Raw genomic sequence first — 20,910 nt, forward strand, 5'->3', positions numbered from 1 at the left:
TTCCTTGATACGGCGAGTCGTTTTGACGGGCGGCCAGCCGTACATGGCGCGATGGCCGAGTGGCGCGCATTATCCCGGCACAGCTGGCTTGTAGCAAACGGTGGTTACATTTTGCTCAATAGAATTGACCGGTTTTTCAGGAAAAAGTGCTGTTTGCTCATTGTCCGTTTTTTCACAGCCGCCTCTGCTGGCCCATTCGCATTCTCGGAGGAAAAATTGCAACTGACTGTGTAGTCCCATTCCTTACGCGCTAGCTAAGCGCAGCCGTGGACTACTACACTCGGTCATTCTTTGATGCACGGAGGTTTTGACATGCGGCGCGTGGTGTTCAATCAAAAAGGTGGCGTTGGCAAATCCAGCATTGCCTGCAATCTGGCAGCGGTCAGCGCCCATGAAGGCTACCGGACGCTGCTGGTCGATCTCGATGCTCAGGCCAACTCCACTCAATACCTCACCGGGCTTACCGGTAGCGATATCCCGATGGGCATCGCCGATTTCTTCAAGCAGACCCTGTCGTCCGGGCCGTTCTCGAAGAAAAACCAGGTGGATATCTACGAAACGCCGTTCGACAACCTGCATGTGGTCACCGCCACCGCGGAGCTGGCCGATCTGCAGCCCAAGCTCGAGGCGAAGCACAAGATCAACAAACTGCGCAAACTGCTGGATGAATTGGCCGAGGATTATGACCGGATCTACCTCGATACTCCGCCAGCCCTGAATTTCTACGCGGTTTCCGCGCTGATCGCCGCCGATCGCGTGCTGATTCCCTTCGATTGCGACAGCTTTTCCCGTCAGGCGCTCTATGGCCTGCTGGCAGAAATCGAAGAGCTCAAAGAAGACCACAACGAAGACCTGCAAGTCGAAGGCATCGTGGTCAACCAGTTCCAGGCCCGGGCGAGTCTGCCACAGCAAATGCTCGACGAACTGATCGGCGAAGGTCTGCCGGTATTGCCCGTGTACCTGGGCAGCTCAGTGCGCATGCGCGAATCCCACCAGGCCAACATGCCGCTGATCCACCTCGATCCACGGCATAAACTGACCCAGCAATTTGTCGAGCTGCACGCCCTATTGGAAAATGCCTGACCTTCAGCGCGGGCAAGATCGCCAAGATCGCAGCCTACGGCAGCTCCTACGCCGAGTTGGTACGGCCGAAAATTATCAGGTGTATGCAATAACTGTAGGAGCTGCCGAAGGCTGCGATCTTTTGGGGGGCACCCAGTGCTTCAGATGCCCTGACTACGCAGCCAGCTCAGCAACGATGGTAACGGGAAGGCACCGCTCTGGCGCGCAACTTCCTGGCCGTTCTTGAACAGAATCAGGCTGGGAATCGAGCGAATGCCCAACTGTGCCGACAGCTGCTGATTGGCCTCGCTGTCGAGCTTGGCCAGCCGACACTTGCCCGCCAACTGCGCTGCCGCCTGCTCAAACACCGGCGCAAATGACTTGCATGGTCCGCACCAGTCTGCCCAGACATCCACCAGCAACGGTAAATCGCCCTTGATCTGGCTGGCGTAATCGCCCTGCTTCAACTCGAACGGCTGGTGAAGCAACACCTCAGCTTTGCACCGGCCGCACTTGGGCTTGTCGTTCAGGCGTTCGGCGGGGATGCGGTTCAGACCATTGCAGTGAGGGCAGGGGATGAGGAGTGGGTCAGTCATGGAAGGGGTCCGTATAAGAGGCCGATAACCCCTTATCTGGAGACGCCTACTCACATTTTCAATCGGGCATCGCGGCTTTACGAATCTAGGCTGAAGAAATGTCGACTGCGCCGTTGGTCAGATTGGATATATCGCAACTTGCGATATTCACGGTCTGTGTTTAACTCATCCATAGCAGAATGCGATAATGAAATTGCATGCATGTGCTCACCGAAAAACGAATCTGGGAGGCCAAGGAAAAGTGGCCACGATCAGCGAGTTCGCTAGATCAATGGTATCGATTGATCAAGCGCAACAACCCTGGTGACTTTGCCGAAATGAAATCGATGTTTCCTGCAACCGATAAGGTAGGCCCGTTTCATGTGTTTGATATAGGTGGTAACAAGTTGCGGTTGATAGCCGTTGTCCGGTATCAGCCTCAACGGCTGTACATCAAATACGTGCTGAGCCATCACGAGTACGACAGGGGTAAATGGAAGGAGAAAGAGGATGAGTGTTCTGATTAAACAGGTTGCCGAGCACTGGCAGTTCGTATCGCCATTGCTGCGAAAACCAAAGACCGAAGACGACTACGACATGTTGGTCCAGGCGCTCGACGAATTGCTGGACCTGGTGGGCGAAGATGAGTTGCACCCGCTGATGAGTCTGGTGGACATCATCGGCGAGTGGATCGAGGCCTGGGACCATGAGCATCGCCCGATGCCCAAGGCCGGCGGTGTTGATGCACTTCGCTACATGATGCGTGAGCATGGTCTTAGCCAGAGTGACCTGCCGGGTGTGGGTGCGCAATCTGTGGTTTCGGAAGTGCTGAGTGGCAAGCGACAGCTCAACCTACGGCAGATTCGCTGGTTGGCCGAGCGCTTTGGCGTGTCGGTGGAGACCTTTATTTGATCGGTTTTACGACGAGCAACTGATCTCCAGATGCTTGCCCCACTCGGGCGGGCGCTCTGCATAATTTTCCATTCCCGGCTGTTCTTCGAACGGATTGCTCAGTACCGCGTGCAAGCGGCGAACCTCTGCATAATCACCGCTTTCTGCTGCATCGATAGCTTTCTGCGCCAAATAGTTGCGCAGAATGTAGAGCGGGTTGACCGCGTGCATGCGGCTGCGGCGTTGCTCCTGGTTATCTGAATCCTCGCGGGCGACGCGGGCGGTGTAACGCCCGGCCCAGGCATCGAAGCCTTGGAGATCGACGAAGTCGTCACGCAGGCGGGCGACGGCCAGTTCGGCGGATTCATTACCCAGGCGTCGGAAGAACAGGCTGTAGTCGACGGCGCTGTTCTGCATCAATTGCAGCAGGCCTTCGACCAGTTTCTGATCTTCGTCCTCGGCGGTCGTGAAGCCAAGGCGGCGACGCATCAGGTCCAGGTAGTGGGCCTGGTACAGCGGGAAGTACAGGCCGAGGGTTTCGCGCAGGGCCTCGACGCTGATGAATGGGGTCAGGGCCTGGGCCAGGGCGCTGAGGTTCCACTGGCCGATGGGCACCTGGTTGCTGAAGGAATAGCGGCCCTGGTCATCGGAGTGGTTGCAGATGAACTGGGCGTCGAAGTCATCCAGGAAGGCGAACGGACCGAAGTCGAACGTGATGCCGAGGATCGACATATTGTCGGTGTTCATCACGCCGTGGCAGAAGCCATAGGCCTGCCATTTGGCAATCAGCTCGGCGTTGCGCTCGACGATCTCGCGAAACATCGCCAGATACGGCTCGGGTTGTTCCAGGCACTCCGGGAAGTGCATCGCCAACACGTGCTCGCCGAGCTGTTTCTGTTGCTCGGGTCTCTTGGTGTAATAGAAATATTCGAAATGTCCGAAGCGCACATGGCTTGGCGACAGACGCAGCAGCATCGCACCGCGTTCCTGCTTCTCGCGCCAGACCGGCGTACTCGAGCCGATCACACACAACGCGCGGGTAGTGGGAATGCCCAGCGCCTGCAGTGCTTCAGAGGCGAGAAACTCGCGGATCGATGAGCGCAGCACCGCCCGACCATCGCCCATGCGCGAATAGGGCGTTTGCCCGGCGCCCTTGAGGTGCAGGTCCCAATGCTCGCCGGCTTCGTTGTAGACCTCGCCCAGTAGCAGCCCGCGACCATCGCCCAGTTGTGGGTTGTAGGAGCCGAACTGATGCCCGGAATAAACCATCGCCCGTGGTTCTGCCTCGGCCCAGAGCTTGTGGCCGCTGAACAGCTCGGCGAACACGGGAGTTTCGGCGATCGCCGGATCCAGATCGAGCAGGGCCATGGCGGCGGGGCTGGCTACCACCAGCCGTGGGTCGGCGATAGGTTCAGGCAGCACATGGGTTGAGAACGCATCGCCCAGGCGGGCGAAGCGATTATCGAAGGTCAGTTCGTCGAGGGCTTTCAACGGCCATCTCCAGCAGAATGTCCGAGCATTCTGCTAGGGATAGCATGGTTAGTCGAGTTTGGTCGGCGGTGGCTCTTGCGTCGATTCTCCGACGGGTGCGGGCACGATGGTTTTGTTTTCCGATTCGATGGGTACCATTTTGTACTCCTGGCCCTGAAGATTTTTCAGGTAGACCTCCATCTGTCGGAACGAGATGTTGATGTGCTGCTTCTTGAACTCGCGGTTGATGAAGCGGTTGACCTCATCGAGCACCGGGTTGCGGTCGCCGAGGTCACGCACATGCATGCGCAGCTCGTGATCGAGGGTACTTTCGCCGAAGTTCAGGAAGTACACATGGGGCTCGGGTTCTTTCAACACCCGTGGGTTGTCCCGGGCGGCCTTGAGCAGCAGCTCCTTGACCAGGTCGAGGTCGGAGCCGTAGTCGACGCCGAGCTTGAGGGTGACCCGAGTGACGGTGTCGGTCAGCGACCAGTTGATCAGTTGCCCGGTAATAAAGGTCTTGTTCGGGACAATGATGTCCTTGCGGTCGAAGTCGGTGATAGTCGTGGCGCGAATGCGGATCTTGCTCACCGTGCCGGACAGGTTGCCGATGGTGATGGTGTCGCCAATCCGGACCGGGCGCTCGAACAGGATCATGATCCCCGAGATGAAGTTGGCGAAGATTTCCTGCATGCCGAAACCCAGGCCTACCGACAGCGCCGCCACCAGCCATTGCAGCTTGTCCCAGCTCACGCCGAGGGTGGATAGCGTGGAGACGAAACCGACTCCGGCGATCGCGTAGGACAGCAGCGTGGTGGTGGCGTAGGCGCTGCCCTGGGCCAGATTGAGCTTGGACAGCACCAGCACTTCCAGCAGGCCGGGCAGGTTGCGCGCCAGGGCGAAGGTAATGCCGATGATGATCAGCGCCCCGAGCAAGTCGCCGATGCTGATCGGCACCATGCTCACATTGGCCCCTGTGCCACTGGTGTATTCGTAGAGGGTGACGTTGTCCAGGTACGAGAAGACCGTGATCAGGTCCGACCAGACCCAATACAGCGCGGCGATGAAACCACCGAGCAGCGCCAGACGGATCAGGCGCATGGACTGTTCGTTGACCTGCTCGATGTCCAGCGTCGGCTCTTCAACCACCGCTTCGCCATCACCGGCTTCCTTGGCCGCCTGGCGTTTGCTCAGCGCCCGCTGGTAGGCCAGGCGCCTCGCCGCCACGCCCAGGCCGCGGGCGAAGGTAGCTTCGATCACCAGCCAGAACATCAGCAGGTAGAGGGTGTTGATCAGTCGGTCGCTGAGTTTCAGTGCGGTGTAGTAGTAGCCAAAGCACACGGCGATGAACAAGGCGATCGGCAGGGCGGTGAATATCACTCCGACGGCTTTGCGAAACAGTGAAGCGTTGCGATGGGTCGGGCTGCTGATCAGCAGCCGGCTGAGCAGCCAGGTCATCAAGGCGTAGCAGGTCAGAACTACCGGCATCCCGAGGACGTCATCGGCCAGTGCCGCGGGTTGCAGCTCAGCGACAGCCACCACCGCCACCAGCGCCAACACTACCAGCCCGAGTCGGCGGATCCAGCCCTGGAGAAATTCGACCTGGCGCTTTTCCCAGCGGAAATGCAGTTCGGCCACGCCACCCGGCGCGAGGGTTCGGTAAGCGGTGTAGAACACCAGCCAGGCCTGGGAAATCTGTAGCAGCGCCGCACCCAGGTTGGTGTTCTGTCCCCGGGCATCGATCTGCAAGGCGTAGCCGCACAGGGCCAGCGCCAGGGAAATCGGCATTGCCAGCAGGATGTTGATCAGAATCGCCTGGGGTGTATGCCACTGGCTGTCGCGTTTGAAATGGCCGATGTCCTGGTGAACCTTGTTCAGCTGGGCATAGAGGTACTTGCGTCGCCACAGCAAGGCGCCGATCAGCAGTGCCAGGGGCAGGAACAGCAGCGGACGCTGAGTCAGGCCGTCAGCCAGCTCGCTCAGGCTTGAAGCCCATGGCAGGGTGGTGATCTGTCTTTCCAGCCGGTCAGGTACTGCTCGCATCCATTCGAGGTCCAGCGGCTTGTTGCTTGGAATCCAGAACATCTGCTCGTCGAGGGTCGCGCGCAGGCTTTGCGCAGTGGCGAGCAACTGCTTCTGGTTCAGTTGCAGTGTGATGGATTCGTTGAGTACGGCGCTCAGCTCGCGGTTCAGTCGTTCCAGCAGATCGGCGCGGGTAGTTGCCAGCTCGAGCAGGGTCTTGCGCAACTGTGGGGTGACTTGCTCCGGCGTTTGGGTCGCCAGCAGGGTATCAACGTAGGCACTCGGATTGCTGAGCAGCTCTCGTTGCTGGCTGACCTCGAACTGGTACAAGCGAATATCGGCAATCTGATCGGCCAGATCGCGGTCGAGCTTGAGGTGTGGCAGCGACTGTTTTTGTTTATAGAGAATCTTCGACAGCAGCAGGCTGCCCTTGAGCACGTTGATCTGCTCTTCCAGAGCCGAATCGCTTTGGGTCACGCTGTCCAGCTGCTGCTTGGTCTGCAGGTTCTGCTGGGTCACCTCGTTGAGGCGGTCGGTGCTTTTGAGCAGGTAGTCGGACAGTTTCAGGTTGGCCGCGCTTTCGGTGGCGAGCAGGGTGCTGCCGCCGGATTTTTGCGCTTCGATCGACTGTTGGGTCACCGTCTCCTGGGATTGGGCCAGGCGCTTCTGGTTGATCAGGGTTTGCAGGTCCTGGATTTCCTGCTCCAGGCGCGCGGTCTTTTCTTCCAGCAGATCATGTTGACTGTTGCCCAGGTCTTGCAGCTGGTTATTGCCAGCCAGTTCCTGGCGGCGCAGAGGAATCAATGCGTCGAGCGCGGCCTGTTCGGCAGCGAGCAGATTGCGTTGGTCGCCACTCAACGGCTTGCCGTTGTCCTTACCGCTTTTGAGGGTGTTGTTGATGGCCTGGATTCGCGTCTGGCTGCTGCTGATCTCGGCCTGAGCCCGCTCCGGGCGGGTCTGGGAGGTGATGATCAGGCTGTTGGCATCGGCCAGGGCTTTTTGCAGTTGGCCTTGCTGGCTAGTGCGCTCGGTCAGCAACTGCTCCAGCTGCGGGACTGGCAGGTTGGCGTAACGTTGCGCCGTAGGCACCACCTTGGTCGCCTTGAGGCGTGTCAGTTCCTTCTGATTTTCGGTGTTCTGGCGCGGCGCGGTGCTCAGTTGCTGCTTGAGGGCGGCCAGTTTTTTTTCGTAATCCTGCTTGTTGGCCAAGTGCGTCAACGTTTGTTGCAGAATTCCTTGCAGGGCTTTTTGGTCAGCTTCAGGTAGCTTTCGATCAGCAATTTTGTCCAGGCTTTGCTGGACTGCCTCGGTGCTGGGCAGGTCTGCCGCGTAAAGCGTACCGACGGAAAGACTCAGCCCAAGCAGGACAATAGCGAAATAAGTGCGCAGGGTTGACATAAATACCGGTCAAACTGGATAGAGAGTGGGCAGTTTAGAGGAAGAGTCCGGGGCCCGGGCGACTTCCTTCGGGGAATCTGACGCCCACTTTACCAATCTTGTTCCCCTCCATCACTGCAACTGTCCAGATGGTGTTGTTCCACTCCACCTGGTCACCGACTACCGGCGCACCGCCCACCTTCTGGGTGATGAAGCGGCTCAATGGCATGTCCGGGTCGAGCCCTTCGAGTTTGAGTCCATACAACGCTGAAACCGCGCCCAGCCGGGCATCGCCTTCGAGTATGAAGTCGCCGAAGAAGCGTAAATCCAGCCCTCGTTGCGGTGCCTGACTGAACAGTTTTCCGAGGGCAGGGAGGTTGTGCTCATGGCCGATTACGCAAAGCAAATCATCGACTTCCAGGGTGGTACTACCCGACGGATGGAGCAGTTGCTGGCCACGAAACAACGCGGCGATGCGGGTGCCCTCGGGCATTTTCAGCTCACGAAGGGCCGCACCGATGCACCATTTTTCCGCGCCGAGGCGATAGACGAACAATTCCCACTCGCTGGTGACATGCACTTCGAGCGCCGCCCGGGAGATCGGCGCGGGCTCTGGCGGAACCGTGACTTTCAGCAGTTTGGCGACCCACGGCAGGCTGGTGCCTTGCACCAGCAGCGAGACCAGCACGATAAAGAACGCGAGGTTGAAGTAGAGCTGGGCGTTCGGCAGCCCGGCCATCAGCGGGAACACCGCGAGAATGATCGGTACCGCGCCGCGCAGCCCGACCCAGGCGATAAACGCCTTCTCGCGCCCATGAAAGGCCTTGAACGGCAGCAGGCCAACGATCACCGAAAGTGGGCGGGCAAACAGGATCATCCACAACGCCAGGCCCAGGGCGGGCACGGCGATCGGCAGCAAATCGTGGGGAGTGACCAGCAGGCCCAGCACCAGGAACATGCCGATCTGCGCCAGCCACGCCATGCCGTCGAGCATGTGCAGAATGCCGTGACGGCTGCGCACCGGACGGTTGCCGATCACCAGGCCGCACAGATATACCGCGAGGAATCCGCTGCCGTGCAGGGCATTGGTCAGGGCGAAGACCGCCAGGCCGCCGCTGATCACCAGAATCGGGTAGAGACCGGAAGCCAGCTTGATCCGGTTGACCATTTGCAGCATTAGCCAGCCGCCACCCAGGCCGATGATGCCGCCGATGCCGAACTCACGAAGCAGATGCACCAGCAGGTTCCAGTGCAGACCGGTCTCGCCGCTGGCAAGCATGTCGATCAGGGTTACGGTGAGGAACACCGCCATCGGGTCGTTGCTGCCGGATTCTATTTCCAGGCTGGCGCTCACCCGTTCATTGAGGCCTTTGCCGCCCAGCAGCGAGAACACCGCCGCGGCATCCGTGGAGCCGACGATGGCGCCGATCAGCAGGCCTTGAATGAGGTTCAGGTCGAACAACCAGGCCGCCGCCATGCCGGTCAGGCCGGTGGTGATCAATACCCCCACTGTGGCCAGCGAGAGCGCCGGCCATAACGCCACGCGAAAACTCGCCACCCGGGTGCGCAGCCCGCCATCGAGCAGGATTACGGCAAGGGCGAGGTTGCCGACCAGATAAGCGGTGGGGTAATTGTCGAAAATGATGCCGGCGCCGTCGACACCGGCAGCCATGCCCACGGCCAGGATGATCACCAAAATCGGGATGCCGAGGCGGGACGAAAGGGAGCTTACCAAAATGCTCGCACCTACCAGCAACGCGCCGATCAAGAACAGGCTGTTGATGGTCGTCGCATTCAAAGGCGGTACTCCAGAAGCAGAAAGGCGGGCACAAACTGACCATGCAGTCTGCGTGCCAGCGATTCTAACCTGTTGAAATGGCGTGCTGTCAAAAAGGTTTTAAGATCAAAAGATCGCAGCCTGCGGCAGCTCCTACACTGTTTGCGTACAGCCACGGATTTCGAGGCGTACGCAGTTTCCGTAGGAGCTGCCGCAGGCTGCGATCTTTTCGGCCGTGGCGCAGGACCGAATTGCAGTACGACGAAGTGTCCGGAACCAGATGGAGGAATAGCAGTCTTTTAAAACTCGCGAGCAAGGTCGCCGCCAGGAAAATCAGGGCTTGCGAGCTGGATAACCCTGGCTTCCGTGGTGACTTTTCTTTATCGTACGCGCCCTTTTGAAAATGCCCGAGAAATCAAAATGCTAGAAGCATCCCTAAGTCAATTGGAACAACTGGTCAGCGAATTGGTGCAACAGAACCAGGAGCTGGTCGGCACGAACCAGACCCTGAGTGCGGAACTGGCCCAGGTCAAAGACGAAAACGAAAGCCTGCAACTGAGCCTGATGGAACAGGAAGAAAAGCAGGGTGCCACCGCCGCACGTATTCAAGCCCTGGTTGAGCGCGTCAGCGCCGGCCCTGTCAGCGCATGAAACACGGCGCCGAAGGGGTAAAAGTCGTCTCGATTCTCGGGGAAGACTATTCAATCAAGGCGCCGGTCGGGGAAGAGCAGACCCTGCTGGACGCCGCGTTAATGTTGAAAGCTGCCCTGGCAGACACCAAGCGCAAGTACCCGACCCTGATCGGTGACAGGCTGCTGGTGCTGGCCGCGATGAATCTGTGCTCCCAGCAGATCGAAATGCAGAAACAGCACAAGCAGGAACTCAACCGTTACCAAGAGCAAGTCAGCGCCACGGTTCAGGTGATTTCACAGGCGATAGGGCAAAGTAATTAAAGCGTTTCCTGGCTACATTACTCAAACGCGCGCTTGGCAATCCGCGAGCGCGCTTTTGGGTGCCGGAGGCTCGATAGAGTCAGGCCTTTGCCAGGTAAAAAGATCGTCTGTGGTTCAAGCGTAGTAAATGCCTATTTTCAACCTGCCGCCTGACATTTCCCGAAAGTACTTGCCTGTTACTTTCCGGCGTTTTCCCGACTTATCGGTGTAGTCATCACCTACGGCGAGGGTCAAGTGGAGCTCATGGGTATCCGCCGTGGGGTTCGGCAGTTCCGGCAGGGCGAATACTTCTTCGCGTCCTTTGTTAATACTTTCGATTCCTTGCGCGGCGTCTTTGACCGGTTCAGCGTCCACTTCAATGTTGTAATCGTTGTTCTCATATGTGATGTAATGTTTGTCTGTTACCAGAAATTCACCAGCAGACGTGAACCATGTGTCGCCGCATCTTGTGTAAATGTCTTCGGGGTACTCCCCCACGTAACGGCCAGTGGAAACAGTGTTTCTGCGGGTTCGTTCAAGCTTCATTTTGCGTACTCTTGAATGAAATATTGGTGCGGGCATATGCCCGCCGTTTTCCCGAAACACTGCAATACTACGATTCAGGTCCGCAGAGTTTAAACTTCAGGTATAGGCCTGACACCTGTCAAAGTTGACAGGTATGGACGAAAGATTGCCCTCAGGATGCGAAGGTCGATTGCGCAATTAGTGGCCAACGACACAATCGACCAGGCCTTATCGTCTTTGCGCACAACCAAATAATGGATTGTCGCTTGTGTTGTATACAATCGGCACGGCTGTTGCAGTGTTTCAGCCTCTTATTCTTTGGGGGTGTTCCATGCCGTTCTGGCGACGCAGTATTCAATGGCAGTTGATCCTCAGCATGGGGACCGCCCTGCTGGTCAGTATTCTTATCGTGGTTGGCGTTTATACCCTGGTGGTCAACCGCCTGGCCCAGAGCTATCTGGTCGAGAAGGCGCTGCCGTCCAGCATCGAAGCAATGCGCAATGACATCGAACGGATTCTGGTGCAGCCGCTGACTGCCGCCAAAGACATCGCCAGCAACAGCATGGTGCGCGAATGGTTGGCTGCAGGCGAAAATAGTGCCCAGACCCCCGACTTTGTCAGTTACCTGGAAGGCATCCGCGCCGAGCACAAAGCCTTTACCGCGCTGATCGCCGGCTCCGAGTCGAGTCACTACTACAGCGAAAAAGGCCTGGATCGAACCCTGAGCCGAGCCAATCCCGCCGACGCCTGGTTCTATTCCTTCCTCGACAGCAACCAGCCTCGCACCCTGAACATCGACAAAGACACCCGCACCGGAGAGCTGGCGCTGTTTATTGACCTCAAGGTCGAACAGGCCGGGAAAGTAGTGGGCGTCGCCGGGCTGGGCCTGAGCATGCGCGAGCTGTCGGAGTTGATTCACAACTTCAGCTTCGGCGCACGCGGCAAGGTCTATCTGGTGCGTTCCGACGGTTTGATCCAGATACATCCGGAGGCTGAATTCAGCGGTAAACGTCAATTGGCCGAGCAGATCGGCAGCCCGGCGGCGCAGGCGGTGATGGGGCATCAAGGACCGACCAGCAGCGACTTTGTCCGCGAGGGTGAAGATTTTCTGGCTCTGAGCCTGCCCCTGCGGGATTTGGGCTGGACACTGGTGGCCGAAGTGCCGCAGTCGCAGATCTACGCCGAGGCCCGGCAAGCGATGTGGCTGACCAGTGCTATCGGCTTGGCGGTGGCCCTGGTCTGCCTGTTATTGGTGGTGCTGCTGGCGCGTGGACTGGTGAGGCCGATTCGTCAGGTAACAGCGGCACTGGTGGCGATTGGTAGCGGTGGTGGTGATTTGACCCACAGGTTAGATTCTACCCGAGCCGATGAGCTGGGTGATCTGGCGCGTGGCTTCAATCGTTTCCTCGACAGCCAGCGCGAGATGATCGGCGAGGTCCTGGCCACCAGTGAGCGGCTGCGCACCGCCGTCGGGCAGGTCGCCCTGGTGGTCGACAACACTGCCGAACGCTCCGGCCGGCAGCAGGAAATGACCGACATGGTCGCCACCGCTGTGCATGAGATGGGCCTCACGGTGCAGGAAATCGCCCAGAACGCCGGCAACGCTGCCGTCGCCTCGCAAGCTGCTCGCGATGAAGCCTTGCAGGCGCGCGAGGTGGTCGGTGGTTCCATCCGGCATATCGAAAGCATGTCCGACGAGATCGGCATCGCCGCCGGTGCGGTGGGCGAGCTGGCGAATCAGGTGGCGTCTATCGATCAGGTGCTGGCGGTGATTCGCGCAATCTCCGAGCAAACCAATTTACTAGCCCTGAACGCGGCAATTGAAGCGGCGCGAGCGGGGGATATGGGCCGTGGTTTTGCGGTGGTGGCCGACGAGGTGCGGACCCTGGCCCGGCGAACTCAGTCGTCCACCAATGAAATCCAGCAGATGATCCAGAGCCTCAAGCAGGGTGCGGATAACGCCGTATCGTCGATGCACTCCGGGCAGGCCGCGACCGGTACCGGGGTAGAGTCGAGCAAGCGCACCGGGGCTTCGTTGACAGCGATTACCGGTCAGGTCGAGCGCATCAGCGACATGAACCAGCAGGTGGCAACCGCCACCGAAGAGCAGTCGGCGGTGACTGAAGAGATCAACCGTAACGTGCAAGGCATCTCCGACCTGGCTCGGGCGACAGCCAGCGAAGTACGGGCGTGTCGTGAGGACTGTCAGACTCTGCAACGTCTGGCCGACGATCTGGCGCGGCAGATGGGCGGATTTCGATTGAGGTAGAAGGTGGCAAGTGCGGGTCGGCAACCTGCCGACCCGTCCTTACGAGGAAGCAGGCGTGGCTGCAGGTGGCCGCGTTAACCCTGGCAAATCCGGCAGTTTCTTCGGCGAATGCAAGCGCACGCGCTTCTGCCGGTTCAACTCGCCGCTGATCAAACTGACCTGGCTTTTCGAGATGCCGAAGGCCTTGGCCAGAAACGCCATCAAGTGCGCATTGGCTTTGCCTTCCACCGGCGGGGCGGTGAGCCGGATCTTCAGTCGCTCACCATGCAGGCCTGCAAATTCATCGCTGCTGGCCTTGGGTTGCAGGTGGCAATCGAGGATCAGGTCCTCACCGTCCCAGCGGAAATAACTCACCCGGGTCAGATCAACAGACGCAAGATGGCCGGCATCATGGTCATGGCAGCGAGGTTGTTGATTACCAGCATGTCCAGCAGCTTGAGCACGATGAACGCGAGGATCGGTGTGATATCCAGGCCGCCCAGGTTCGGCACGACCTTGCGAAACGGCGCCAGGGCCGGCTCGCAGATCTGATTGACCAGCTCGGCGCCCGGGTTATGGCTGGCCGGAGCGACCCAGGAGAGGATCACGCTGATGATCAGGGCGAAGAAGAAGATCTTCAGGAACAGCGCCGTCACGCCAATGAGCGACCAGACCAGCAATAGCAGCGGGTTACCGATGGTGCCATAGGTCAGCAGCAGGGTCAGGGCCATCAAGGCCAGTTGCACGATGATTGCCAGTACCAGCGAAGACATGTCCAGGCCAAACATGCTCGGAATGATCCGGCGCAGAGGCTTGAGCAGCGGTTGGGTGGCGCGCACGATGAACTGGCAGAGCGGGTTGTAGAAGTTCGCCCGCACCAGTTGCAGCACAAAGCGCAGTAGCACGATCAGCAGGTACAGACTGCCGAGGGTTTGCAGCACGTAAACCGCTGCAGTGTTCAATCCAATCATTATTTGCTCCTTATTGACCCAATTGTTCGGCCATCTCGGCCGAGCGGTGCGCGGCGGCATCCAGTGCTTTTTCTACCAGGGCTTCGAAACCGCCGGCCTGGAACGACTTGATGGCGGCTTCGGTGGTGCCCGCAGGTGAGGTCACGCGGCGACGCAATTCCGCGGCGTCGACATCACTGGCGACGGCCATATGAGCGGCACCCAAGGCGGTTTGCAAGGTCAGTCGAGCGGCGGTTTCCCGTGGCAGGCCGAGCTTTTCGCCGGCGGCGGTCATGGCTTCGATCAGCAGGAAGAAATACGCCGGGCCGCTGCCGGAGACCGCAGTGACGGCATCCAGTTGCTGTTCCTGATCCAGCCACAGAGCAATACCGACGGCTGAAAGCAGGTCTTCGGCTTGCTGACGCTGTTTGGCAGAGACTTCGGCCGTGGCGTACAGGCCGCTCACGCCCTGACGCAGCAGTGCCGGGGTGTTGGGCATGCAGCGCACGATCGGCTGGGCGCCGAGCCAGTTGTTCATGCTGGCGCAGGTGATACCGGCGGCGATGGACACCACCAATTGATTCGACTTGAGGCTTGGCTGCAAGGCCTGGCAAACGGCCTTCATCATCTGGGGTTTGACCGCCAGTACCACGACGTCGGCGCCTTCGATGGCTTGGGCGTTGTCGGCGAACAGTTCGATGCCGTGTTCGGCATGAACCCTGGCGCGGGTTTCGACGCCTGGATCACTGGCGCGGATCTGTGCCGCTTCCAGCCCCTTGGCGCGCAGGCCGCCGATCAGGCTGGCGGCCATGTTGCCGGCACCGATAAAGGCAATACGAGTCTTGCTCATGAGAGGTCCTTATAGAGAGGTGAGTCAGCCACGTTCAGGGCTGGCCGTAGTCGCGGGCGCCAAACAAGGCGGTACCTATTCGTACCCAAGTGGCGCCTTGGGCGATGGCCGACTCGAGGTCGTGGCTCATGCCCATGGAAAGTGTGTCGAGTGGCAGATTCAGGCTGGCTTGCAGGCTCTTGTTCAAGTCCTGCACGGCAGCAAAGGCGGCATCCTGGACGGCACGATCTTCAGTCGGCTCGGGGATAGCCATCAATCCACGCAGTTTCAAGCGCGGCAAGGCGCTGATGGCGCTGGCCAGGGCGGGCAAGTCGGCCGGGGTGCAGCCGGACTTGCTGGCTTCACCGCTGACGTTGACCTGAATGCAGATGTTCAGGGGTGGCAGTTCGGCTGGGCGTTGTTCGGACAAGCGTTGTGCGATTTTCAAGCGATCCACTGAGTGCACCCAGGCGAAGTTCTCGGCAATAGCGCGAGTCTTGTTCGACTGAATGGGACCGATAAAGTGCCAGCTCAAGGGCAGGTCGGCCAAATCGAGCTGTTTGCTCAAGGCTTCTTGCAGATAGTTCTCGCCGAAGTCGCGGATCCCGGCAGCGTAGGCTTCGCGCAAGGCCTCGGCGGGCTTGGTTTTACTCACGGCCAACAGATGAACGCTGTTTGCGTCGCGTTGCGCGGCAAGTGCCGCCGCATGGATACGTGTCTGAACCAGAGCGATGTTGTCTGCTATCGTGGACATTCAATGTGCGCCAGCGGGTCTGAGGTTCGCGGCATTCTACTGGAATTGGGGAGCACTATGGATATCACTGAACTGCTGGCCTTCAGCGCCAAACAGGGTGCGTCCGACTTGCACCTCTCCGCGGGCTTGCCGCCGATGATCCGGGTCGATGGTGATGTGCGGCGGATCAACTTGCCAGCGCTGGACCACCAGCAGGTTCATGAGCTGATCCACACCATCATGAACGACAAGCAGCGGGTGGACTTCGAAGAGCTGCTGGAACTCGATTTTTCCTTCGAGGTGCCCGGTGTGGCGCGCTTTCGGGTCAATGCGTTCCACCAGAATCGTGGCGTTGGCGCGGTGTTCCGGACTATTCCGTCAAAGGTCATGAGCCTGGACGAGCTCGGCATGGGTGAAGTGTTTCGCAAGATTACCGAGGTGCCACGGGGGCTGGTGCTGGTCACCGGGCCGACCGGCTCGGGCAAGTCGACCACCCTGGCGGCGATGATCGATTACCTGAACAACCACCGGCATCACCACATCCTCACCATTGAAGACCCCATCGAATTCGTCCACGAATCGAAGAAATGCCTGATCAATCAGCGTGAGGTGCATCGCGACACCCTTAGTTTTTCTTCTGCGCTGCGCTCGGCCCTGCGAGAGGATCCGGATGTGATCCTGGTGGGCGAGATGCGCGATCTGGAGACCATCCGCCTGGCGCTGACCGCGGCGGAGACCGGGCATCTGGTGTTCGGCACGCTGCACACCACGTCCGCGGCTAAAACCATCGACAGAGTGGTGGACGTGTTTCCGGCGGATGAGAAGTCGATGGTTCGTTCGATGCTGTCCGAGTCGTTGCAGGCAGTGATTTCGCAAAGCCTGGTTAAAAAAATCGGCGGCGGCAGGGTCGCGGCTCACGAAATCATGATTGGTACCTCGGCGATCCGGAATCTGATTCGCGAAGACAAGGTCGCCCAAATGTACTCCTCGATACAGACCGGGAGTTCGGTGGGGATGCAAACCCTGGATATGTGTTTGAAGGAATTGGTGGCGAAGGGCTTGATCACCCGCGAGCACGCTCGGGAGAAAGCCAGGATGCCGGATGGGATTTGAGGGGGTGGCTTGGCATGACCGCTGAGGTTGTGGTGTTGCCAAAAAGATCGCAGCCTATCGGCAGCTCCTACAGAGAATCAAGGTGTACAGGGTCCCGTAGGAGCTGCCGAAGGCTGCGATCTTTTTGGGGTGTTGAGCAAGCCTGCCTTATATAGCCAGGCTTCAGATCAACGCTGAGCCATACGCAGGGTGGTCGACTCTTTCGGCAGCACCCGTTTGGCGACCACGTAGTGGCTTTGCCAGTAAGGCTTCTTCAGCGTATCGATGGACACCGATTTGCCGCGACGTGGTGCATGGATGAACCGGTCGTTGCCCAGGTAGATGGCAACATGATTGACCCTGCGGCTCCTTATATTGAAGAAAATCAGATCTCCAGGCTTGAGGTCCTTGCGGTCGATTTTCTGTCCATGACCGCTGGCCATGGCATTCGAGGTACGCGGCAGGTCGACAGCAGCAACATCGGTGAAAGCGTATTTCACCAGACCGCTGCAGTCGAAACCTTTACTTGGGCTGCTGCCGCCCCAACGATAAGGTGTACCCAGCACGTTTACGGCGCGGCTCAGCACATTGCTGCTTTGCTTGGACGGCATGGGTGGGACCAATGTGTTGTCGGCCTTGCTCAGGTAAGTTGAGCGTTTGATGGCTTGTTTGGTGGCAGACGATGTATGGGACTTTGTGGTGTAACCATTAACGTTTGGAAGACGTTGCTCACGATTGGTGGCGTGGGCGGCCAGAGGCAATAATAGGCAAATGGTTAGCCATGTCTTGAAAAATAAACGCATTAGGCAAGGCTCATGTAGGTAGGCGCGCAACTTTATAACAGCTTTTTGGTCCCTTTCGAGGCCACTGGTCGATTCAACCTGGGGGTCAAGTTCGGCAAATGTGTGGCAAATTGGCGCAATTGTCTGACACAAGTCAGGCCCTATAAGGCTTTGCGCCATCTTTAGTGTCTAGAAGCCACACGTCGGCTCGACACAAAAAAGTCACAGAAAAACTGAAAAAATTTATCTATCGCGTGGAAAGAGGGAACCCATGAACAACTATCGACAGGACTTTTCACCGCAGGATACCCATAGCAAGGTTATCGGTTACCTGCTGTGGATTTTCGGCTTTACCGGTGCTCACCGCTTCTATTACGGCAAACCGGTGACCGGAACTATCTGGTTTTTCACCTTGGGGTTGTTCGGGATTGGCTGGCTGATCGACGTGTTCCTGATCCCGGCAATGGACCGCGAAGCTGATCTGCGATTCACCGCAGGTCCCATCGAGTACAACGTCGCGTGGATTCTGCTGGCATTCCTCGGGGTGTTCGGCGTGCATCGCATGTATCAGGGCAAGTGGATTACCGGGTTCCTTTATTTGCTGACCGGCGGATTTTTCCTGATTGGGGTGTTGTATGACTTCTGGACCTTGAATGACCAGATTTCCATTCGCAATGCCGAGCGCCGCGGCGCCTGATAAATCGCTATCGCGAGCAGGCTCGCTCCCACAAGGTCCAGCTATAACCTGTGGGAGCGGCGTTGCGGCATCAAGCCTGGTAGCTGATCCGCCCATCCACCAGCGTGTAACGCACGGTCGCCGGCAGGCTATGGCCGAGGAACGGGCAGTTTTCGCCTTTGGACAACCAGGCCTCACCGGCAACTGTCGAGGCAGCCGGATCGAATAGCACCAGGTCAGCCGGCCCACCCACCGCGAGTTTGCCAGCCGGCAGGCGCAGAGCTGCGGCCGGACCGGCGCCAAGACGAGTCAGCAGCGTCGGCAGGTCCAGCAAACCGTCTTCTACCAGGGTCATGGCCAGTGGCAGCAGCAGTTCGACGCTACTGATACCCGGTTCGGTACCGCCGAACGGCGCCAGCTTGGCGTCCCGCTCATGGGGTTGGTGATGGCTGGAAATGGCCTGGACCACGCCAGACTTCACCGCCTCGCGCAGGCCATCGCGGTCGGCGCGGGTGCGCAGCGGTGGTTGCACGTGGTAAAGGCTGTTGAAGTCGATCAGTGCTTCGTCGGTGAGAATCAGCTGATACAGCGCCACGTCGGCTGTCACCGGCAATCCGCGAGCCTGGGCCTGAGCGATCAGGGCCGCGCCGCGAGCGCTAGTCAGCTGGCTGAAGTGCGCGCGCACGCCACTTTGCTCGACCAGCAGCAGATCCCGGGCCAGGGCCACGGTTTCCGCGGTTTCCGGAATCCCCGGCAAACCGAGGAAGCTGGCGGTCGGGCCTTCATGGGCCAGGCCACCCTCTGCCAGATCATGATCCTGGGAGTGGAAGATCACCGTCAGGTCGAAAGTCGCCGCATATTCCAGCGCCCGGCACAGGGTGCGAGTGTTGCGGAAGCTGTCCAGACCGTTGCCGAACGCGACACAACCGGCATCGCGCAAGGCAATCAGTTCTGCCAGCTGTTCGCCTTCCAGGCCTTTACTCAACGCGCCGATCGGGAAGACTTTGCAATTGCCAGCTTCGCGAGCGCGATCGAGGATCAACTCGGCCACAGCCGAAGTATCCAGCACCGGTTTGGTCTGGGGCGGGCAGCACAGGCTGGTGACGCCACCGGCCGCTGCAGCCTGGGTTTCGCTGGCAATCGTGCCTTTGCGGCTGTAACCCGGTTCACGCAGGGCGACACTCAGGTCGACCAGGCCGGGTGCGGCCACCAGGCCCTTGGCGTCGATCGTGTCGACGGCGACGAAACCGGCCGGAGCGGCGCCAATGGCGACGATCTTGCAGGCTTCAACGTGGATATCGGTAACTTGATCCAGGCCCGTGCCTGGATCGATGACGCGGGCGCCGAGGATGCTGAGCTTCACTGGGCGTTCTCCTGCTCGAATTGACGCTGGGCGGTTTGCCCGCTCATGGCCATGGACAGCACGGCCATACGTATCGCGATACCGTAGGTCACCTGGTTGAGGATCACCGAGTGCGGACCGTCGGCCACCGCCGACTCAATCTCCACCCCTCGGTTGATCGGCCCCGGGTGCATGACGATGGCATCCGGCTTGGCGCCGGCCAGGCGCGCGGTGGTCAGGCCGAACAGGCGATAGAACTCACCTTCGCTCGGCAGCAGGCCACCATTCATGCGTTCGCGTTGCAGACGCAGCATGATCACCACATCGACGTCTTTCAGGCCTGCGGTCATGTCGGTGTAGACCTTCACTCCATACTGCTCGACGCCGATTGGTAGCAGGGTTTTCGGTGCGATCACGCGGATGTCCGGGCAACCCAGGGTTTTCAGCGCCAGCATGTTCGAGCGTGCGACCCGCGAGTGCAGAATGTCACCGACGATCGCCACTGAGAGGTTTTCGAAGCCGCCCTTGTGCCGACGGATGGTCAGCATGTCGAGCATGCCTTGGGTCGGGTGGGCGTGCCGGCCGTCGCCGCCGTTGATGATCGCCACCTGCGGGCACACGTGTTCGGCGATGAAATGCGCGGCACCGGAGTCACCGTGACGCACAACGAACATGTCGGCGGCCATGGCTTCAAGGTTGCGCAGGGTGTCGAGCAGGGTTTCGCCCTTGCTCGCCGAGGAGGTCGACACGTTTAGCGTGATGACGTCCGCAGACAGCCGCTGGGCCGCGAGCTCGAAGGTGGTACGGGTGCGAGTGGAGTTCTCGAAGAATACGTTGCAGACGGTCTTGCCGCGCAGCAACGGGACTTTCTTCACGGCCCGGGCGCCGACTTCGAGGAAGGAGTCGGCGGTGTCGAGGATTTCCGTCAGCAGCTCGCGGCGCAAACCGTCGAGCGAGAGGAAGTGGCGCAGCTGGCCCTGATCATTGAGCTGCAGCGGGCGCTTGGTATTGAGAGGCGTCATCGCAATGGACTCTTAAAGGGCGAGGTCTTGGATTTCGAGCTGGAGCTCGGGGCCGGACAGTTTTACCCGCTCGTGGGCGGCCAGCGACAGCGTGGCGCCGAGCACATTCGGCCGGATCGGCAGTTCGGCGGCGTCCAGATCCAGCAGGCAGACCAGGGTCACGCTGGCCGGGCGGCCGTAATCAAAGAGCTCGTTGAGTGCGGCGCGGATGGTTCGCCCGCTCATCAGCACATCGTCGATCAGCACCAGGTGCTGGCCTTCGATCTCGAACGGCAGCTCTGAAGGGCGCACTTGGGGGTGCAGACCACTTTGGCTGAAGTCGTCGCGGTAGAAAGAGACGTCCAGCGTGCCCAGTGGCGAATCGCTGCCCAGGGCTTCCAACAAGGCTTGGGCAACCCAGATGCCACCGGTGCGGATGCCGATGTAGCGCGGTTCGCTGATGCCGCGGTGGGCCAGATGGGCCTTGAGATCGACGGCCATCTGGCTGATCAGTTCGACGGGATTGGGCAGGCTCATGGTTGCTCCTTCATGGGCCCGAGCCGGGTTCTGTGCATTGAGGCTCGGGTTGTAGGCAAGTTCGGGTGAAACCAGCAGGTGCGTGGCTG

General features: G+C 59.4%; 21 protein-coding genes and 1 pseudogene. 9 read left to right on the forward strand and 13 right to left on the reverse strand.

The window, feature by feature from the left end; all coding sequences use genetic code 11:
- The first annotated feature begins 312 nt into the window (after positions 1-312).
- On the forward strand, positions 313-1,083 hold the full coding sequence (locus ACA064_RS02075; protein WP_497671905.1) for a ParA family protein: 771 nt from the start codon (positions 313-315) through the stop codon (positions 1,081-1,083).
- A gap of 140 nt (positions 1,084-1,223) precedes the next feature.
- On the opposite strand, the gene trxC is transcribed toward ACA064_RS02075, so the two are convergent.
- Positions 1,224-1,658 (reverse strand): thioredoxin TrxC, encoded by a 435-nt coding sequence (gene trxC / locus ACA064_RS02080; protein ID WP_497671906.1) that lies wholly within the window; start codon positions 1,656-1,658, stop codon positions 1,224-1,226.
- A 197-nt stretch (positions 1,659-1,855) separates the two neighbouring features.
- Here trxC and ACA064_RS02085 point away from each other — a divergent pair, with 197 nt between their 5' ends.
- Positions 1,856-2,164: a type II toxin-antitoxin system HigB family toxin gene (locus tag ACA064_RS02085; protein ID WP_497671907.1), complete on the forward strand. Its 309-nt coding sequence runs from the start codon at positions 1,856-1,858 to the stop codon at positions 2,162-2,164.
- On the forward strand, positions 2,148-2,549 hold the full coding sequence (locus ACA064_RS02090) for a helix-turn-helix domain-containing protein (RefSeq protein WP_497671908.1): 402 nt from the start codon (positions 2,148-2,150) through the stop codon (positions 2,547-2,549). Before ACA064_RS02085 ends, ACA064_RS02090 begins: the two co-directional genes overlap by 17 nt.
- A gap of 6 nt (positions 2,550-2,555) precedes the next feature.
- Here ACA064_RS02090 and selO read toward each other — a convergent pair whose 3' ends face one another.
- The 3 genes from selO to ACA064_RS02105 are packed head-to-tail and all read right to left on the reverse strand — an operon-like array spanning position 2,556 to position 9,195.
- A complete protein-coding gene (gene selO, locus ACA064_RS02095) occupies positions 2,556-4,019 on the reverse strand; it encodes a protein adenylyltransferase SelO (protein ID WP_497671909.1) in 1,464 nt (487 codons plus the stop codon).
- A 48-nt stretch (positions 4,020-4,067) separates the two neighbouring features.
- Positions 4,068-7,418 carry a mechanosensitive channel MscK gene (gene mscK, locus ACA064_RS02100; RefSeq protein WP_497671910.1) on the reverse strand — a complete coding sequence of 1,117 codons (3,351 nt, stop codon included), beginning with the start codon at positions 7,416-7,418 and terminating at the stop codon, positions 4,068-4,070.
- A 34-nt stretch (positions 7,419-7,452) separates the two neighbouring features.
- Positions 7,453-9,195 carry a potassium/proton antiporter gene (locus ACA064_RS02105; protein WP_497671911.1) on the reverse strand — a complete coding sequence of 581 codons (1,743 nt, stop codon included), beginning with the start codon at positions 9,193-9,195 and terminating at the stop codon, positions 7,453-7,455.
- A gap of 399 nt (positions 9,196-9,594) precedes the next feature.
- Between ACA064_RS02105 and ACA064_RS02110 the strand changes: the two genes are divergently transcribed.
- Entirely contained in the window at positions 9,595-9,825 is a 231-nt protein-coding gene (locus ACA064_RS02110) for a hypothetical protein (protein WP_497671912.1), read from the forward strand.
- On the forward strand, positions 9,822-10,127 hold the full coding sequence (locus tag ACA064_RS02115) for a cell division protein ZapA (RefSeq protein WP_497671913.1): 306 nt from the start codon (positions 9,822-9,824) through the stop codon (positions 10,125-10,127). Before ACA064_RS02110 ends, ACA064_RS02115 begins: the two co-directional genes overlap by 4 nt.
- A 114-nt stretch (positions 10,128-10,241) precedes the next feature.
- Here the strand turns inward: ACA064_RS02115 and ACA064_RS02120 are convergent, their stop codons facing one another.
- Positions 10,242-10,652 (reverse strand): hypothetical protein, encoded by a 411-nt coding sequence (locus ACA064_RS02120; RefSeq protein WP_497671914.1) that lies wholly within the window; start codon positions 10,650-10,652, stop codon positions 10,242-10,244.
- Between the two features lie 355 nt (positions 10,653-11,007).
- On the opposite strand from ACA064_RS02120, the pseudogene ACA064_RS02125 reads away from it, so the two are divergent.
- Both ACA064_RS02125 and ACA064_RS02130 read left to right on the forward strand, forming a co-directional pair.
- Positions 11,008-12,036 (forward strand): annotated as a pseudogene (locus ACA064_RS02125) (HAMP domain-containing protein); the annotation flags it as partial.
- Between the two features lie 132 nt (positions 12,037-12,168).
- Positions 12,169-12,900: a methyl-accepting chemotaxis protein gene (locus tag ACA064_RS02130; protein WP_497674156.1), complete on the forward strand. Its 732-nt coding sequence runs from the start codon at positions 12,169-12,171 to the stop codon at positions 12,898-12,900.
- 39 nt (positions 12,901-12,939) lie between these two features.
- Here ACA064_RS02130 and ACA064_RS02135 read toward each other — a convergent pair whose 3' ends face one another.
- From ACA064_RS02135 to ACA064_RS02150, 4 genes are read right to left on the reverse strand one after another with little or no spacing between them, the layout of a single operon-like run.
- The gene (locus ACA064_RS02135; RefSeq protein ID WP_497671915.1) at positions 12,940-13,254 is read right to left on the reverse strand and encodes a DUF167 domain-containing protein; all 315 of its coding nucleotides are present in this window, start codon (positions 13,252-13,254) and stop codon (positions 12,940-12,942) included.
- 5 nt (positions 13,255-13,259) lie between these two features.
- The gene (locus ACA064_RS02140) at positions 13,260-13,850 is read right to left on the reverse strand and encodes a YggT family protein (protein ID WP_497671916.1); all 591 of its coding nucleotides are present in this window, start codon (positions 13,848-13,850) and stop codon (positions 13,260-13,262) included.
- Between the two features lie 10 nt (positions 13,851-13,860).
- Entirely contained in the window at positions 13,861-14,679 is an 819-nt protein-coding gene (proC, locus tag ACA064_RS02145) for a pyrroline-5-carboxylate reductase (protein ID WP_497671917.1), read from the reverse strand.
- A gap of 34 nt (positions 14,680-14,713) precedes the next feature.
- Positions 14,714-15,412 (reverse strand): YggS family pyridoxal phosphate-dependent enzyme, encoded by a 699-nt coding sequence (locus tag ACA064_RS02150; RefSeq protein ID WP_497671918.1) that lies wholly within the window; start codon positions 15,410-15,412, stop codon positions 14,714-14,716.
- A 57-nt stretch (positions 15,413-15,469) separates the two neighbouring features.
- Here ACA064_RS02150 and ACA064_RS02155 point away from each other — a divergent pair, with 57 nt between their 5' ends.
- On the forward strand, positions 15,470-16,504 hold the full coding sequence (locus ACA064_RS02155) for a type IV pilus twitching motility protein PilT (protein ID WP_497671919.1): 1,035 nt from the start codon (positions 15,470-15,472) through the stop codon (positions 16,502-16,504).
- 167 nt (positions 16,505-16,671) lie between these two features.
- Here the strand turns inward: ACA064_RS02155 and ACA064_RS02160 are convergent, their stop codons facing one another.
- The gene (locus ACA064_RS02160; protein ID WP_497671920.1) at positions 16,672-17,286 is read right to left on the reverse strand and encodes a C40 family peptidase; all 615 of its coding nucleotides are present in this window, start codon (positions 17,284-17,286) and stop codon (positions 16,672-16,674) included.
- A 250-nt stretch (positions 17,287-17,536) separates the two neighbouring features.
- Between ACA064_RS02160 and ACA064_RS02165 the strand changes: the two genes are divergently transcribed.
- The gene (locus ACA064_RS02165; RefSeq protein ID WP_497671921.1) at positions 17,537-17,962 is read left to right on the forward strand and encodes an NINE protein; all 426 of its coding nucleotides are present in this window, start codon (positions 17,537-17,539) and stop codon (positions 17,960-17,962) included.
- A 70-nt stretch (positions 17,963-18,032) separates the two neighbouring features.
- Here ACA064_RS02165 and ACA064_RS02170 read toward each other — a convergent pair whose 3' ends face one another.
- The 3 genes from ACA064_RS02170 to pyrR are packed head-to-tail and all read right to left on the reverse strand — an operon-like array spanning position 18,033 to position 20,821.
- Entirely contained in the window at positions 18,033-19,304 is a 1,272-nt protein-coding gene (locus ACA064_RS02170) for a dihydroorotase (RefSeq protein ID WP_497671922.1), read from the reverse strand.
- Positions 19,301-20,305, reverse strand: coding sequence for an aspartate carbamoyltransferase catalytic subunit (locus ACA064_RS02175; protein WP_497671923.1), 1,005 nt, complete (start codon positions 20,303-20,305; stop codon positions 19,301-19,303). Before ACA064_RS02175 ends, ACA064_RS02170 begins: the two co-directional genes overlap by 4 nt.
- 12 nt (positions 20,306-20,317) lie before the next feature.
- A complete protein-coding gene (pyrR, locus tag ACA064_RS02180) occupies positions 20,318-20,821 on the reverse strand; it encodes a bifunctional pyr operon transcriptional regulator/uracil phosphoribosyltransferase PyrR (protein WP_150807033.1) in 504 nt (167 codons plus the stop codon).
- Positions 20,822-20,910 lie beyond the last annotated feature (89 nt).

Source organism: Pseudomonas sp. LBUM1658 (assembly GCF_059716055.1).

Bases quoted from the DNA above. Each gene is read 5' to 3' on its own strand.
- ACA064_RS02130 (WP_497674156.1), top strand. From the start codon at position 12,169: ATGGTCGCCACCGCTGTGCATGAGATGGGCCTCACGGTGCAGGAAATC.
- trxC (WP_497671906.1), bottom strand. From the start codon at position 1,658: ATGACTGACCCACTCCTCATCCCCTGCCCTCACTGCAATGGTCTGAAC.
- ACA064_RS02120 (WP_497671914.1), bottom strand. From the start codon at position 10,652: ATGAAGCTTGAACGAACCCGCAGAAACACTGTTTCCACTGGCCGTTAC.
- mscK (WP_497671910.1), bottom strand. From the start codon at position 7,418: ATGTCAACCCTGCGCACTTATTTCGCTATTGTCCTGCTTGGGCTGAGT.
- ACA064_RS02165 (WP_497671921.1), top strand. From the start codon at position 17,537: ATGAACAACTATCGACAGGACTTTTCACCGCAGGATACCCATAGCAAG.
- ACA064_RS02140 (WP_497671916.1), bottom strand. From the start codon at position 13,850: ATGATTGGATTGAACACTGCAGCGGTTTACGTGCTGCAAACCCTCGGC.
- ACA064_RS02085 (WP_497671907.1), top strand. From the start codon at position 1,856: ATGCATGTGCTCACCGAAAAACGAATCTGGGAGGCCAAGGAAAAGTGG.
- ACA064_RS02090 (WP_497671908.1), top strand. From the start codon at position 2,148: ATGAGTGTTCTGATTAAACAGGTTGCCGAGCACTGGCAGTTCGTATCG.
- ACA064_RS02110 (WP_497671912.1), top strand. From the start codon at position 9,595: ATGCTAGAAGCATCCCTAAGTCAATTGGAACAACTGGTCAGCGAATTG.
- proC (WP_497671917.1), bottom strand. From the start codon at position 14,679: ATGAGCAAGACTCGTATTGCCTTTATCGGTGCCGGCAACATGGCCGCC.
- ACA064_RS02075 (WP_497671905.1), top strand. From the start codon at position 313: ATGCGGCGCGTGGTGTTCAATCAAAAAGGTGGCGTTGGCAAATCCAGC.
- pyrR (WP_150807033.1), bottom strand. From the start codon at position 20,821: ATGAGCCTGCCCAATCCCGTCGAACTGATCAGCCAGATGGCCGTCGAT.
- ACA064_RS02115 (WP_497671913.1), top strand. From the start codon at position 9,822: ATGAAACACGGCGCCGAAGGGGTAAAAGTCGTCTCGATTCTCGGGGAA.
- ACA064_RS02160 (WP_497671920.1), bottom strand. From the start codon at position 17,286: ATGCGTTTATTTTTCAAGACATGGCTAACCATTTGCCTATTATTGCCT.
- ACA064_RS02150 (WP_497671918.1), bottom strand. From the start codon at position 15,412: ATGTCCACGATAGCAGACAACATCGCTCTGGTTCAGACACGTATCCAT.
- ACA064_RS02155 (WP_497671919.1), top strand. From the start codon at position 15,470: ATGGATATCACTGAACTGCTGGCCTTCAGCGCCAAACAGGGTGCGTCC.
- ACA064_RS02175 (WP_497671923.1), bottom strand. From the start codon at position 20,305: ATGACGCCTCTCAATACCAAGCGCCCGCTGCAGCTCAATGATCAGGGC.